At 61.8% G+C, this 14,397-nt stretch carries 15 protein-coding genes; 7 read left to right on the top strand and 8 right to left on the bottom strand.

Features of this window, described 5'->3' with window-relative positions; translation table 11 throughout:
* Window positions 1–24 precede the first annotated feature (24 nt).
* The gene (locus tag ACX82Z_RS09130) at window positions 25–711 is read left to right on the top strand and encodes an HAD family hydrolase (RefSeq protein WP_459588096.1); all 687 of its coding nucleotides are present in this window, start codon (window positions 25–27) and stop codon (window positions 709–711) included.
* A 12-nt stretch (window positions 712–723) separates the two neighbouring features.
* On the opposite strand, the gene ACX82Z_RS09135 is transcribed toward ACX82Z_RS09130, so the two are convergent.
* Entirely contained in the window at window positions 724–1,269 is a 546-nt protein-coding gene (locus tag ACX82Z_RS09135) for a hypothetical protein (protein WP_459588097.1), read from the bottom strand.
* Between the two features lie 112 nt (window positions 1,270–1,381).
* On the opposite strand from ACX82Z_RS09135, the gene thrC reads away from it, so the two are divergent.
* From thrC to ACX82Z_RS09155, 4 genes are all read left to right on the top strand, one after another.
* Complete coding sequence (gene thrC, locus ACX82Z_RS09140; RefSeq protein WP_459588099.1) at window positions 1,382–2,788, top strand: threonine synthase; 1,407 nt, start codon at window positions 1,382–1,384, stop codon at window positions 2,786–2,788.
* Between the two features lie 71 nt (window positions 2,789–2,859).
* A complete protein-coding gene (locus ACX82Z_RS09145; protein ID WP_459588101.1) occupies window positions 2,860–4,152 on the top strand; it encodes a M16 family metallopeptidase in 1,293 nt (430 codons plus the stop codon).
* Between the two features lie 6 nt (window positions 4,153–4,158).
* Window positions 4,159–4,770 (top strand): GNAT family N-acetyltransferase, encoded by a 612-nt coding sequence (locus ACX82Z_RS09150; protein WP_459588102.1) that lies wholly within the window; start codon window positions 4,159–4,161, stop codon window positions 4,768–4,770.
* A gap of 38 nt (window positions 4,771–4,808) precedes the next feature.
* A complete protein-coding gene (locus tag ACX82Z_RS09155) occupies window positions 4,809–7,637 on the top strand; it encodes an EAL domain-containing protein (RefSeq protein WP_459911680.1) in 2,829 nt (942 codons plus the stop codon).
* Here ACX82Z_RS09155 and ACX82Z_RS09160 read toward each other — a convergent pair whose 3' ends face one another.
* Window positions 7,638–8,246 (bottom strand): YqgE/AlgH family protein, encoded by a 609-nt coding sequence (locus ACX82Z_RS09160; protein ID WP_459588104.1) that lies wholly within the window; start codon window positions 8,244–8,246, stop codon window positions 7,638–7,640.
* 136 nt (window positions 8,247–8,382) lie between these two features.
* Here ACX82Z_RS09160 and ACX82Z_RS09165 point away from each other — a divergent pair, with 136 nt between their 5' ends.
* Both ACX82Z_RS09165 and ACX82Z_RS09170 read left to right on the top strand, forming a co-directional pair.
* Entirely contained in the window at window positions 8,383–9,162 is a 780-nt protein-coding gene (locus ACX82Z_RS09165; protein WP_459588106.1) for a protein-disulfide reductase DsbD domain-containing protein, read from the top strand.
* A gap of 61 nt (window positions 9,163–9,223) precedes the next feature.
* Window positions 9,224–9,709: a redoxin family protein gene (locus tag ACX82Z_RS09170; protein WP_459588108.1), complete on the top strand. Its 486-nt coding sequence runs from the start codon at window positions 9,224–9,226 to the stop codon at window positions 9,707–9,709.
* Window positions 9,710–9,722: 13 nt separating this feature from the next.
* On the opposite strand, the gene rnhA is transcribed toward ACX82Z_RS09170, so the two are convergent.
* The 6 genes from rnhA to ACX82Z_RS09200 form a co-directional block, all read right to left on the bottom strand.
* The gene (rnhA, locus tag ACX82Z_RS09175; RefSeq protein WP_459588110.1) at window positions 9,723–10,244 is read right to left on the bottom strand and encodes a ribonuclease HI; all 522 of its coding nucleotides are present in this window, start codon (window positions 10,242–10,244) and stop codon (window positions 9,723–9,725) included.
* Window positions 10,241–11,203 (bottom strand): homoserine kinase, encoded by a 963-nt coding sequence (locus ACX82Z_RS09180; protein ID WP_459588112.1) that lies wholly within the window; start codon window positions 11,201–11,203, stop codon window positions 10,241–10,243. Before ACX82Z_RS09180 ends, rnhA begins: the two co-directional genes overlap by 4 nt.
* Entirely contained in the window at window positions 11,203–12,207 is a 1,005-nt protein-coding gene (gene ispH, locus ACX82Z_RS09185) for a 4-hydroxy-3-methylbut-2-enyl diphosphate reductase (protein ID WP_459588113.1), read from the bottom strand. Before ispH ends, ACX82Z_RS09180 begins: the two co-directional genes overlap by 1 nt.
* A gap of 58 nt (window positions 12,208–12,265) precedes the next feature.
* A complete protein-coding gene (locus ACX82Z_RS09190) occupies window positions 12,266–13,018 on the bottom strand; it encodes an SURF1 family protein (RefSeq protein WP_459588115.1) in 753 nt (250 codons plus the stop codon).
* Complete coding sequence (locus ACX82Z_RS09195) at window positions 13,015–13,401, bottom strand: DUF983 domain-containing protein (protein WP_459588116.1); 387 nt, start codon at window positions 13,399–13,401, stop codon at window positions 13,015–13,017. The genes ACX82Z_RS09190 and ACX82Z_RS09195 overlap by 4 nt, the downstream gene beginning before the upstream one ends.
* Before the next feature lie 116 nt (window positions 13,402–13,517).
* Window positions 13,518–14,396, bottom strand: a complete 879-nt coding sequence (locus ACX82Z_RS09200; RefSeq protein ID WP_459588118.1) for a cytochrome c oxidase subunit 3 — start codon at window positions 14,394–14,396, stop codon at window positions 13,518–13,520.
* Window position 14,397: the final 1 nt, after the last annotated feature.

Raw genomic sequence — 14,397 nt, forward strand, 5'->3', positions numbered from 1 at the left:
ATCTCCAGAACACGGCAATCTTCCATGTCCACACCCGAACTCGTCATCTTCGATTGCGACGGCGTCCTTGTCGATTCCGAGATTATCGCCGCGCGCGTCGAGGCCGAAATCCTTTCGGCCGCCGGCTACGAGATCAGCCCGGAAGAACTTGCCGAGAGCTATGCCGGCCTCACCTTTCGCGAAATCATGCTGCGGATCGAGCGCGAGGCCGCCATACCGTTTCAAGCGTCGATGCTCGACGATGTCGAAAAGCGTGTCGATCAGCGGTTGAAGGCCGAAGTGAAAGCGATCGAAGGCGTTCACGAGGCAGTCGCATCGATCACGGGCAAACGCGCGATCTGCTCCAATTCATCTGCCGAGCGGCTCGACATGATGCTGACGAAGACGCGACTGAAGCCGTTCTTCGAGGGCCATATTTTCTCTTCGCGCGATACGCCGTCAGGCAAGCCGAAGCCCGCGCCCGACGTGTTCATTCATGCGGCCGAAGCAATGAAGGCGAACCCGTCGAAGACCTTCGTGATCGAGGATTCCGTGCATGGCATCCATGGCGCGAAGCTTGCCGGCATGCGCGTCATCGGCTTCACCGGTGCCTCGCACACGCATCCCGGTCACGCCGACATGCTGACCGAAGCCGGCGCCGAAACCGTCATCCGCCGCCATGCCGATCTGCCCGCCACGATCGCCGCGCTCAGCGCCTGGTCGGAGGATTGAGACGAAGCCCCGCTATGATTGCGGGGTGTCGATGCGCACGGTGATGCGGGTCTGTCGTGCCGTATCGGTCGGAATGATCACGGCCGGATCGTTGAAAACGAACTGAGTTGCGCCAGCCGTATCGCCTACCTGCACTGCGTAGTTCACCCGGTTCGAATAGATCACCTCGCCGCCACGCTGCGCTTCGATGACGATCGGCACGGAAACCTGTCCCGCCCGCCCGACCGGGCCCGGCACCACGCGGCCGGCAGCCGCCACGTTCAGCGTCATCTGACCGGCACCGTAGGAGCAGGCGCGCGTCGTATCGCTGATCGTCGTGCGATGGACGAGCCGGCTTGCATCGCCCTCGCCGCCACGCTCGTATTGCGACCAGACGGCGCTATCGCTTTGCAGGATCACCTGCGGGCAATAGGCGCGCAATTCCTCGATATTGATGGTCTCGCTACCAGATGCGGCAACGGCTGTTCCCTCGCTCGACTGGCAGGCCGACAAGGCCAGCGCCGAACCGATGACGGCAAAAGCCGCGATATGGCGAAACGACGAACGACAAAACGACATGGCAGCCCTTCCCTCACGCAAAGCTGGTGTTCTATATCAATCCCGAAAACAAAAGGCGACCGGACGATCTGCGTTTTCCAACGCCGCCGGCAAGCCGATAGATTGGAATTCGATGCGCTATTCAAGTACGCGCGGCGACGCGCCACGACTGGGCTTTGCTGACGTCCTTCTTGCCGGGCTCGCACGCGACGGCGGACTTTACCTGCCAGACGAGTGGCCGCAATTTTCTGCCGCCGACATTCGCGCCATGCGCGGGCTTTCCTATCCCGACCTTGCGATCCGCCTCCTCACGCCCTTCGTCGAAGACGATATCGATGCCGACGATTTCCGGCGCATCGTCGAGGAGGCCTACGCGACTTTTCGCCATGAGGCCGTTTGCCCACTGGTGCAGACCGGGCCAAACGAATTCACGCTCGAGCTTTTCCACGGGCCGACGCTCGCCTTCAAAGACGTGGCGATGCAGTTGCTCGGCCGGTTGATGGACCACGTGCTTTCCCAGCGCGGGCAGCGCGCGACGATCTGCGGTGCGACCTCGGGCGATACCGGAGGAGCGGCAATCGACGCATTTGCCGGCCGCGACCGGACCGACATCTTCATTCTTTTCCCGCATGGGCGTGTCTCGCCCGTGCAGCAGCGCCAGATGACGACGTCCACGTCGCCGAACGTCCATGCGCTCGCGATCGAAGGCAATTTCGACGACTGCCAGGCGCTGGTTAAGGGCATGTTCAACGACCACGCCTTTCGCGATCGGGTGATGCTTTCGGGCGTCAATTCGATCAACTGGGCGCGCATCATGGCGCAGATCGTCTATTATTTCTCCTCCGCCCTGTCGCTGGGCGCGCCTGACCGGCCCGTTTCCTTCACCGTGCCGACGGGTAATTTCGGCGACATCTTCGCTGGCTTTGCGGCAAAGCGCATGGGACTGCCGATAGACAGATTGGTGATCGCCACCAACGACAACGACATTCTCGCACGCACGCTGGAAACCGGACGCTACGAGACGCGCGGTGTTGTCGCGACTACCTCGCCGTCGATGGATATCCAGATCTCGTCCAATTTCGAGCGGCTCCTGTTCGAAGCGGCCGGACGCGATGCAAGCGCGGTCAAGCGCTATATGGATAGCTTGAAGCAATCCGGTGCATTCACGATCGACGAACCTGCGCTCGAAGCGATCCGCGCGGAGTTTTCAGCCGATCGCTCGACGGTCGACGAAACGGCAGCGACGATCCGCCATCTTCTGGATGCGTCGGGCTACCTCGCCGACCCTCACAGCGCCATCGGCATCAATGTCGCGCGTAAACACGAAGGCGACCGCGCCGTGCCGATGGTGGTTCTGGCAACCGCGCATCCAGCCAAGTTCCCCGACGCCGTGAAGAAGGCCAGCGACGTCGATCCTGCCCTGCCCGCATGGCTCGGCGATCTGATGGATCGACCGGAAAAATTCGACATCCTTTCCTCCGACCTTAAAATGGTGGAAGATCATATCGAGCGTCGCACGAGAGCGACCGACAATCAGTGACGCATCGGCCACGGCGTCAGCCGCATTCTTGAGAGCCGACCAGCGTACCAGTTCTAGGGAGTACGACCCGCATGGGGGTTGAAGTAAGCCGTTTGTCCAACGGCCTGACGATTGCCACCGAAACGCTTGCGCATATCGAATCCGTTTCTCTCGGCGTCTGGGTTAAATCCGGGTCGCGCGACGAACGCGACGACGAGCACGGCATCGCGCATCTGCTCGAACACATGGCCTTCAAGGGCACGAGCAAGCGCACCGCACGCCAGATCGCAACCGACATCGAAAATGTCGGCGGCGAGATCAACGCTGCGACAAGCGTCGAGACGACTGCGTTTTTCGCGCGCGTTCTGAAGAACGACATGCCGCTCGCGATCGACATCCTGTCCGACATCCTCACCGAATCGAAATTCGACGAGGACGAGTTGGAGCGCGAAAAGAACGTCATCTTGCAGGAAATCGGCGCGGCGCACGATACGCCCGACGACATCGTGTTCGACCGCTTTACGGAAACGGCCTTTCGACACCAGACGCTTGGCCGTTCGATTCTCGGCACGCCCGAAACCGTGCGCGCGTTTACCGCGCCGCAATTGCGCGGATTCCTCGAACGCCAATATGCCGCCGAGCGGATGGTTGTCGTCGCGGCCGGCGCCGTCGATCACGATTCCTTCGTGCGCGAGGTCGAAAAGCGCCTTGGCGGTTTCCAGCAGCGCTGCAAGGCGCTGCCGCCGCAACTGGCGCACTATGTCGGCGGTGACTTCCGCGAAAACCGCGACCTGATGGACGCGCAGATCGTCCTCGGCTTCGAGGGGCGCGCCTATCATGTGCGCGATTTCTACGCCAGCCAGGTTCTGTCGATGATCCTCGGCGGCGGCATGTCCTCGCGCCTCTTCCAGGAAGTGCGCGAGCAGCGCGGCCTTTGCTACTCGGTCTACGCGTTCCACTGGGGCTTTTCCGATACAGGCATTTTCGGCATTCACGCTGCCACCGGCAATGAAGACATCGCCGAACTGGTCACGGTTTTGCTGAGCGAATTGCGGAAATCCGGCGAAGGTATCCTTCAGGAAGAACTCGACCGCGCACGCGCGCAATACCGTGCGGGCCTTCTGATGTCGCAGGAAAGCCCGTCGAGCCGCGCGTCGCAGATCGCAAGGCAGATGCTGCTTTACGGACGGCCGATCCCGATGGACGAGTTGATGGATCGGCTTTCCAACCTGACCACCGACCGTCTGGCCGATCTTTCAAGCCGGCTCTTCTCGGCGCACCCAACCGTCGCGGCCGTCGGGCCCGTCGGTTCGCTGCCGGCATTCGAAACGGTCGCGGACATGCTTTCAGGCCCGGCCGCCATGCCGCACAAGCTCGCCGTCTGATCTGCCATGCTTGGCGCGCCCTTCCTCAAAAGCGTCGTGCCGACGCTCTCGGGAGGCGGTGTCACAATACGGCCGCCGCGCAAGCGCGATCATGCGGAGTGGGCGCGGCTGCGCGAAGACAGCCGCGCTTTTCTCGAACCCTGGGAGCCGCGCTGGCCGACCGACGATCTGGAATACAGCGCCTGGAAACATCGGCTGAAGCGCTACAATCGCGAGGCAATGGCCGGCTCCGGCCATGCCTTCATGATCTTCGAGAACACAAGCGGCCTGCTCGTCGGTGGCATTTCCATTGGAAATATCCGTCACGGCGTCGCCCAGAGCGCCCAGATCGGGTATTGGATGGGCGAACGGTTTGCAGGGCGCGGACTGATGCAGGCGGCGATGAAACTGACGCTGGCGCACGGTTTCGAAACGCTCAAGCTGCACCGGCTTGAGGCAGCCTGCATTCCCGACAACGCGCGCTCGATCCGCGTGCTTGAAAATGCCGGATTCCGGCGCGAAGGACTGCTGCGATCCTATCTGCGCATCAACGGCGTGTGGCGGGATCATCTTCTTTACGCCCTGATCGCCGGCGAGCATCGGGCAAACACGAAAGAGGCCGAAGTTTGGGGCGCTTGAAAGCAAACGCGATCGTCTTGTTTCTGGCGACGCTGTTCATGGTGCTCGGCTCACCAGCAAGAGCCCTCGATCCCGTTGCAATCACGGGCAATGAGGCCGCCGTCGATCTGACAGGCCGGATTCAGCTTTATCGCGATCAGGGTTCGAGCTTTCAGGTTTCGACTGCGCCGGGAACGGACGGCATCGTGCGCCGCATCGAGGTGGACGCCAATGACGAACGCTCATCGGGCGACTGGGCCGTGTTCGCGATCTCCAATCCGACCGACCGCCAGATCGACCGACTGATCGTCGCGCCGCATTTCCGGCTGGTCAATTCGGGTCTCGTCTGGCCCGACCTCGGATCGAGCCGCATCGCCTCGATCACGCCGTCCGAAGGCTTCGCACTCGACAGGCAGGCCGCATCGGAGGCCGACGAATTTCTGGTGACGCTCAATCCGGGTTCGGTCGTCACATTCGTCGCGGAACTTGCTTCACCCGACCTGCCGCAATTGCGGCTTTGGGAGCCGGAGGCCTACAAGGACAACGTCAACGCTTATACGCTGTTTCGCGGCATCGTCATCGGCATCGCCGGCCTGCTCGCGCTGTTCCTGACGATCCTGTTCGTCGTCAAGGGAACCTCGCTCTTTCCAGCTACCGCCGCGCTCGCCTGGTCGGTGCTGGCCTATATTTCCATCGATTTCGGCTTTTTGACCCGCGTCATCGAGATCACACCCGGCAACGAGCAGATCTGGCGCGCAGGCGCGGAAGTGGCGCTGGCGACGACGATCATCGTCTTCCTTTTCGCCTATCTCAACCTCAATCGCTGGCACTGGCATTTCAGCTACGCGGCGCTCGCCTGGGTCATCGGCCTGATGGGCATCGCGGGCGTCGCCACCTTCGATCCGGAGATCGCCGCCGGCATCGCACGCATATCCTTCGCGATCACCGCCGTCGCCGGGCTTGGGCTGATCGGCTATTTCGCGTTTCAGGGCTACGACCGCGCGGTCATGCTCATCCCGAGCTGGCTGATGATCCTCGCCTGGCTCGCAGCCGGCTACATGGCCGTCTCGGGGAGGATCGACAACGACATCATCCAGCCGGCGCTGGGCGGCGGCCTCGTTCTCGTCGTGCTTCTGATCGGCTTTACCGTCATGCAACACGCATTCGCGGGTGGCGCGCTGCAACAGGGCCTGTTCAGCGACATGGAGCGGCAGGCGCTGGCGGTCACGGGCGCAGGCGATACGGTCTGGGACTGGGATGTGACCCGCGACCGGATCGTCACACGGCCCGATCTCGCCCGCCAGCTCGGGCTGGAGCCGAATGAACTCAACGGGCATGCCCGCAACTGGCTGCCCGTTCTGCACAGCGACGATCGCGATACGTTCCGCACCCTGCTCGACGTCGTTCTGGAGCATCGGCGCGGACGCATCTCGCAGGCGTTCCGGCTGCGCGGCGCGGATGGTCACTACCACTGGTTTACGCTTCGCGCGCGCCCGGTCGTCGGATCGGACGGCGAAATCATCCGTTGCGTGGGCACGCTGGTCGACACGACCGAGCAAAAAAAAGCCGAGGAGCGGCTGCTTCACGACGCCGTTCACGACAACCTGACGGGCCTGCCGAACCGGCAGATGTTCATCAACCGGCTTGAAGCGCTGCTTTCGGTCGCCCAGTCCGAGGATGCGATCCGCCCTTCAGTCTTCGTCATCGACATAGACCGCTTCAAGCAAGTCAATGACGGGCTCGGCATTTCGGCAGGCGACACGATCCTCCTGACGATCGCACGGCGGCTGCACCGGCTTTTGAAGCCCAAGGACAGCCTTTCACGCATTGCAGGCGACCAGTTCGCGCTGATGCTCGTTTCCGAACAGGACCCCGCCCGCATCGCCGCCGTCGCCGAAGCGATCCGCGATGCGATCAGCGCCCCGATCACCTTTGCCAAGCGCGAGATCGTTCTGACCACGTCCATCGGCCTCGTCTCATGGACCCTCAACACAACTAGCGCGGCCGACATGATCAAGGACGCCGAACTGGCCATGCATCAGGCAAAGCGGTTCGGCGGCGACCGCATCGAGCCGTTCCGGCCGGCCTTCCGGTCGGGCGGCAGCGACCGGCTCCAGATCGAATCCGATCTGCGGCGCGCCGTCGAACGCGGGGAGATGCAGCTTGCCTATCAGCCGATCATCCGGCTCGAGGACAAGACCATCGCCGGTTTCGAGGCGCTGATGCGCTGGGATCATCCGCGGCGCGGCGCGATTCCGCCGTCGGAATTCATCCCGGTCGCCGAAAGCTGCGGCCAGATCGTCCAGCTTGGTCAATTCGCCATGCAAAAGGCTGCCGACGATCTGCACGAATGGCAAAAGCTTGCCGGAGACCTGCCGCTTTTCGTGTCCGTCAACCTTTCGAGCCGCCAGCTTCTGCGGCGCGACCTCGTGTCGGACGTGCGCTCCGTCATTGCGCGCGCCAGCATCAAGCCACGTCATTTTCGGCTGGAACTGACCGAATCCCTCGTGATGGACAATCCTGAACAGGCCGCCCATGTGCTCGGCAAGCTGCGCCATGTCGGCATCGGCCTGTCGCTCGACGATTTCGGGACCGGCTATTCGTCCCTCGCCTATCTGACGCGCTTTCCGTTCGACACGATCAAGATCGACCGGAGCTTTGTCGAGGATTCCAGCCCCAAGAGGCTCGTCCTTTTGCGCTCCATGGTCTCGATGGCGCATGATCTGGGACTGTCGGTGGTTGCCGAAGGCGTGACGCAGGATACCGACGCGGACGAATTGCGCGAAGTCGGCTGCGAATATGTGCAGAGCTTCGCCTTCGGCCAGCCGATGGCGGCGGTGGAGATCGTGCGAATGCTGAAAGAAAAGCCGGCGCCCGCAGCCGCCTGATCAGGCGTGACCGGCTTCCGTGCTCAGGCGCGACAGGTCGATGCCGATGCGGGCAAGGACGCGGTCGTACTGGCTGTTCAGATCGCCGTCAAACAACAGGTTGGGATCGGCCGGGCAGGTCAGCCAGCCGTTTTCGGCGATTTCCTGTTCGAGCTGCCCTGCTCCCCAGCCGGAATATCCCAGCGCCATCAGCGCGCTGCGTGGTCCCTTGCCCACTGAAATCGCGCGCAAAATGTCGATCGTCGCCGTCAGACACAAGGTTTCGGCAACGGGAAGCGACGATTCCACGACATAGTCGTCCGAGTGCAGGACGAAGCCCCGGCTTCGCTCGACTGGGCCGCCATTGCGAATGACGATCGAGCGCGCAGGTTCGGGCAGGCGGATCGCTTCTTCCTCTTTCAGGACGTCGAGCTGGACCAGAAGATCGGGAAACAGAAGTTGCTGCGGCTGGTTGACAACCAGACCCATCGCGCCTTCTTCGGAATGGGCGCACAGATAGACCACGGAACGCTCAAAGCGCTCGTCCTGCATGCCGGGCATTGCGATCAGGAACTGGTTTTCCAGAAAGCCCTGTTCGCCGCCGCTTTTCCTGTGGCCCAGAATATCCATTCTGGAAGCGTAACGCGTTTCCCTGAAACGCGAAAGACAGGCCATTCGGATTGTTCGGCCCTCATCACCGCGAAATGATCGCCCCGGCATCGCACAGGCCGTTGCCAATTTCGCCTCTCTTCGCCAAGACGGAACGATGAAAGTGATAGCAGCATTCGCCGCCGCGATGGTAATCGCGCCCTCTGCCTTCGCAGGCACCAGTGCCTGGTACGAGACGACCGGCGGCAAGCTGCGGCTCGTTACCCAAAGTGCGCCGGACGTGCAGGGTATCGTGCGAGGCGTGCTCGAAATCCGGCTCGACGAGGGTTGGAAAACATACTGGAAGGAACCGGGCGAAACCGGCGTCGCACCACAGGTTTCGCTTAACGAGGCGCAGCCCGGTGAAAGCGTCGAGCTTCATTTTCCTGCGCCTGAACGGTTTGACGACGGCGTTTCGCAATGGGCCGGCTATCAGGGTCATGTTCGTCTGCCGGTGGAGTTCTCAGGGCTCGGCGACCTGTCTTCGCCATTAACGCTCGATGTATTTCTCGGCGTTTGCGAGACAATCTGCGTACCCGTTCAGGCGAGCCTCGAAGTGCGCCCAGGTGAAGACAGCGGCCCGATCGACGATGCAGGTGTCGACGCCGCCTTCACCGCCCTGCCCGCCGAGCCGCATGAAGGGCTGAAAGTCGCCCATGCCTCCGCGAGCGACACGGAATTGACCATCGACGTGGAAATATCCGACCGCCAGGATGTACCCGAACTGTTCCTTGCCGGTCATGACAGGCTGATGCTTTCAGCGCCGGAATTTACGCCAACGCCGAGCGGCGGCACTTTCACCGCAAAAATCGTCCTTCGCAGCAAAGGTGTCATGCAGGCCGATTATACGCTGGTCAGCGGCAACGCCTCGGTCTCCGGCCTCATACAGCCGGACTGATTTGCAAAGTGCCCCGCATGCGGCTATCGCAACATCATCTCTCATCTATCGGAGCCAGAACATGACGATTTCGGTCGGCGACAAATTGCCGGATGCAAGCTTTAAGACGATCGGTGCCGACGGGCCCGCGACCATCACAACCGCCGAACTGACGGCCGGCAAGAAGGTCGTTCTGTTCGGCGTGCCGGGCGCTTTCACGCCGACATGCTCCAACAATCACTTGCCCGGCTTTCTCGAGAACTACGACGCGATCAAGGCGAAGGGCGTCGACACCATTGCCGTTGTGGCGGTCAACGACATCTTCGTCATGACGGCATGGGCCAAATTTACGGGGGGCGAAGACAAGCTCGTCTTCCTTGCCGACGGCAGCGGCGAGTTCGTCAAAGCTTGCGGCCTCGACATCGACTTGTCCAGCGCTGGTATGGGCCTTCGTTCGACACGGTTCTCGATGATCGTCGAGGACGGCAAGGTCACGTCTCTCAACAGCGGCGACAAGCCAGGCGAGGCCGTCGAATCGGGTGCTGCGAAAATCCTCGCAACGCTGTGATGAAAAAGGAGCGTCACGCCTTGCGCGTGGCGTTCCCTATCAGGCGCGGCTTGCGTTGCGCCTTGGCCGGAGCTTCTGCTTCGGTAGACTTTGGCTTCGTCGGCTTGAACGGGGCCATGGCGAGGCGGGCGAGTTCGTCCGCCCGCTCGTTTTCCGGGTGGCCGGCATGGCCCTTCACCCAATGCAGCGTCACATCGTGCCGCCCCCGCGCCGCATCCAGCGCCTGCCACAATTCCGCATTCTTGACCGGCTTCTTGTCGGCCGTCTTCCAGCCGTTCTTCTTCCAGCCGAAAATCCATTTCGTCAGCCCGTCGCGAACATAACTGGAGTCGGTGTAAAGATCCGCCTTCACCGGCTCTTTCAGTGCTTCCAGCGCCTTGATCGCGGCCATCAGTTCCATGCGGTTGTTGGTCGTCTCGGCCTCACCGCCGGACAGTTCCTTTTCCTTTTCACCAAAGCGCAGGATCGCGCCCCACCCGCCCGGGCCGGGATTTCCCGAACACGCGCCGTCGGTGAAAATCTCCACATGCTTCATCGGGTAAGTCCATATTCCGTGGCGGATGCGATGCGCCGGTGAAAGCGCATCTTGCGCAGATATTCGAGCGGGTCCTTCTTCACCACGAGGCTGCCGGCAGGCGTGTTTACCCAGTCGTAAAGCCGCGTGAGCATGAACCGCAAGGACGCGCCATGCGCGAGCGTCGGCAGGGCATCGGCCTCTGCATCCGAAAGCGGACGCAGCGAAGTGTAACCTTTCAGCAGCGCTGCACCCTTTGTCAGATTGAACGAATGGTCGCGCTCGAAACACCAAGCGTTGAGGCAGATCGCGACATCGTAGGCGAGGTAATCCGTGCAGGCGAAGTAGAAGTCGATGATGCCGGGGTCCATGCCCAGGAACAGCACGTTATCGGCGAAGAGATCGGCATGGATCGTACCGATCGGCAGGTCCGCCGGCCATTCGGCCTCCAGTTTCGACAAATCCGCTTCGGCCTCCGCCTCAAGCCCCGTCTCAACCTCGTCAGCGCTGGAGCGCGCCTTTTCCCACAGCGCGCGCCAGCCTTCGACCGACAAGGCATTCGGGCGCGTCATCTCAAAATCACCGCCGGCAAGGTGCATGCGCGCGAGCGCTTCGCCGGTGGCGCGGCAGTGCTCCACGGTTGGACGGCGCGGCCACATGCCCTCGATGAAGGAGATAATCGCGGCGGGACGGCCTGCAAGCTCGCCGATTACATCGCCCATGCGCGGCTCGATCGGAACTGGGCAGCGTACGCCGCGCGCGGCGAGGTGGCTCATCAGACCGAGGAAAAACGGCAGGTCCTCCCTGTTCACCCGCTTTTCGTAGAGCGTCAGGAAAAACGTGCCCTTGGTCGTGTGGACCATGTAGTTCGAGTTTTCGACACCCTCGGCGATGCCCTTATACGACGTGAGCGTGCCGATATCATAGCGCGCAAGGAAGTCGGCGAGTTCGCCCTCGCTGATATCGGTATAGACCGCCATTACGCCGAGCCGTTCACGAAAGCCATATCCGCGCCCGTCAGTTCGACATCGCGCAGCGCCCGCATGACGGGGAAGTTTTCACGCTCCTCGACCGTGATGACGATGTCGAGTTTGACCTCGAAACGCGTCCGGAACGCCTCGATGATCTCATCGACGATAATCTCGGGTGCGGATGCGCCGGCAGACAGGCCGAGCACGGCGATGTCACCCACCTCATCCCACGGTATTTCCGAACCACGCTGGACAAGCAGGGCGCGTCGAGCGCCTGATTTCTCGGCAACTTCGACTAGTCGGCGGGAATTCGACGAATTCGGCGCACCGACCACCAAAAAGAGGTCTGCGCCCGGTGCGGATTCCTTCACCGCGTCCTGCCTGTTGGTCGTCGCGTAGCAGATCGATTCGGCCGCTGGCGCCTGCATATGCGGGAACCGGATTTCGAGCGCACGGATAACGCCGGCCGTGTCCTCGACGGAGAGCGTCGTCTGGGTGACGAAGCCAAGTTCGACATCATCGGCGATTTTCAGTTTCTCGACATCGGCTTCCGTCTCCACCAGCGTGACATCACCTTCCGGCAATTGCCCCATCGTGCCGATGACTTCGGGATGACCGGCATGGCCGATCAAAAGGACATGACGACCAAGACGCGCGTGGCGCATCGCCTGCTTGTGAACCTTGGAGACGAGCGGACACGTTGCGTCGAGATAGAACAGATTGCGCGACTGTGCGTCCGCGGGCACGGATTTTGGCACGCCATGCGCGGAAAATACGACCGGCTTGTCCGCGTGTTCGGCTGGAATTTCCTCAAGTTCCTCGATGAAGACCGCGCCGCGTTCCTTCAGCCCCTCGACCACATATTTGTTGTGCACGATCTCGTGGCGCACATAGACCGGCGGTCCGTATTTCTTGATCGCCAGAACGACGATCTGGATGGCGCGATCGACGCCGGCGCAAAAGCCGCGCGGCTCGCAAAGCCGGATAGTGAGGGGACGCTTAGGAGCGGTCATGAACTCTCTTTCGCTCGTTCGGTCTGGTCCCGGCAGATGCGGTTTCAAGCCGGGTCTGTCAAGCCTTGCGCCGGGAACGCCAGCCCCACACGGCAAGCACGCCGACGAGCGCAGCCGCTAGTCCGTACCATGTGAAAGCATATTGCAGATGGTTGTTCGGCAGGTCGATGATGGTCACGCCACCCATCGGAAAGCCGCCCGGATTTGGCGCGTCATTCGCATCGACGAAGAATGGAAGCACTTCCGCCCCCGCCGGCAGGCCGGCAGTCGCCGCCATAACGTCCAGATCCTTCCAGAAGAAGATGTTGGCGGCTGGATCGTTGTCGGGAACGATGAAGGAGGGTTTTTCGTCAAGCCGGTTGCGCGCCAGCCCCTCGACAACGACCTCACCTTCGACCTGCCCTTCGGCGCGGCGGGCCGGGTCTTTTCGATCAAACGGAACGAAACCGCGATTGACGAAGAGAATGCGACCGTCGTGGAGTTGCAACGGCGTATAGACGTAGTAGCCCGAGCCGCCCAGATGAGTGGCGAAGAAATGCCGCTCGCCCTCGTGCAAAAACCGGCCTTCGACGCGTGCCGGCCAGTATTCGACATCGCCGGTATCGGCAAGAATGCGTTCGATGTCAGCCAGTGGTCGCGGCTCGCTGTGCGTGCGCGCCTCGATCGTTTCGAGAAGGCTTTCCTTCCAGTGCAGGCGCTGAACCTGCCATGTGCCGAGCGCGATCAATGCGGCAAGCATGACGACGCTGGAGACGATCAGTGCGATCGCACAAGAGCGACGCATGGGCGCGGTGGTCGGAACTTCGCTCATTCGGGACGATCGAGCCTGCCTTCGGCAGCCTTGTTGGAATATTGCAGGGTGATCAGCACACCTTTGGCAAGACGCATGGCCCAAAGGGACAGCCCGACCGCCAGCGGTATCCACAAAAGGAAATGCACCCAGAGCGGAGGGCCGTGATTGACTTCGAGCCACAAGGCCAGCCCGACGACGATGAAACCGATGATCAGGATGACGAAAGCGGCGGGGCCATCGCCCGAATCCGCGAAACCATAGTCGAGGCCGCAGACGCGGCAACGTTCGCGCAGCGACAGCAGACCGGAAAAAAGCCGCCCCTCGCCGCAGCGCGGGCAGCGTGCACCAAGCCCGGCTTTCACCGGGTCGACAGGTGGATAATGCGCGCGGTCTTCGCTCATGGCGACTTCTTACCGGATCGGCCTGTCCAACGCCAATGCCAAGGCGACGCAGGCAGTATGCAAAGAAAAACGGCCGCGCAGTGCGCGGCCGTTTTGGTTTGTCAAGTTCGACCGGATCAGTGGTGGTAGATCGGCGCGCCGGCCGAGCCCCAGACATAGATCGCAACGAAGAGGAACAGCCAGACGACGTCAACGAAGTGCCAGTACCAGGCCGCCGCTTCGAAGCCGAAATGCTTTTCCTTGGTGAAGCCGTTGTTCATCGCGCGGATCAGGCAGACCAGCAGGAAGATCGTGCCGACAATGACGTGGAAGCCGTGGAAGCCCGTCGCCATGAAGAACGTCGCGCCATAGATCGAATTCGTGAAATCGAACGGTGCGACCATATACTCGTAAGCCTGCACGCACGAGAACAGCAAACCGAGGCCAACCGTCAGAGCCAGGCCCCAGATCAGGCCCTTGCGGTCGTCATGCAGCAGGGCATGGTGCGCCCAGGTGACGGCCGTGCCCGAAAGCAGCAGGATAACGGTGTTGTAGAGCGGCAGGTGGAAGGGATCGAGAACCTCGATACCCGCCGGCGGCCACTGACCGCCCGTATATTCGGTCCGGGCGACCTGCGAGGCTTCGTCGTAAAACAGGCTGACGTCGAAGAAGGCCCAGAACCACGCAACGAAGAACATCACCTCAGAGGCGATGAACATGATCATGCCGTAGCGCAGGTGCAGCGAGACGACGCGCGTGTGGTGTCCCTCACGCCCTTCCTTGATCGTGTCCGACCACCAGGCGAACATGACGTAAAGAATGATCGCGAGGCCAATGAAGAACAGCCACGGGCTGGCGAGATTGACGCCGAGCAGGCGGAACTGCGAGCCGTTCAGATACTGCATCCAGCCGACGGCGCCGAGCATCATGACGAACGCGCCGATCGACGCGATGAACGGCCACGGACTCGGGTCTATGATGTGATAATCGTGATTTTTTGCGTGTGCGTCTGCCATT

The organism is Aliihoeflea sp. PC F10.4, assembly GCF_054612275.1.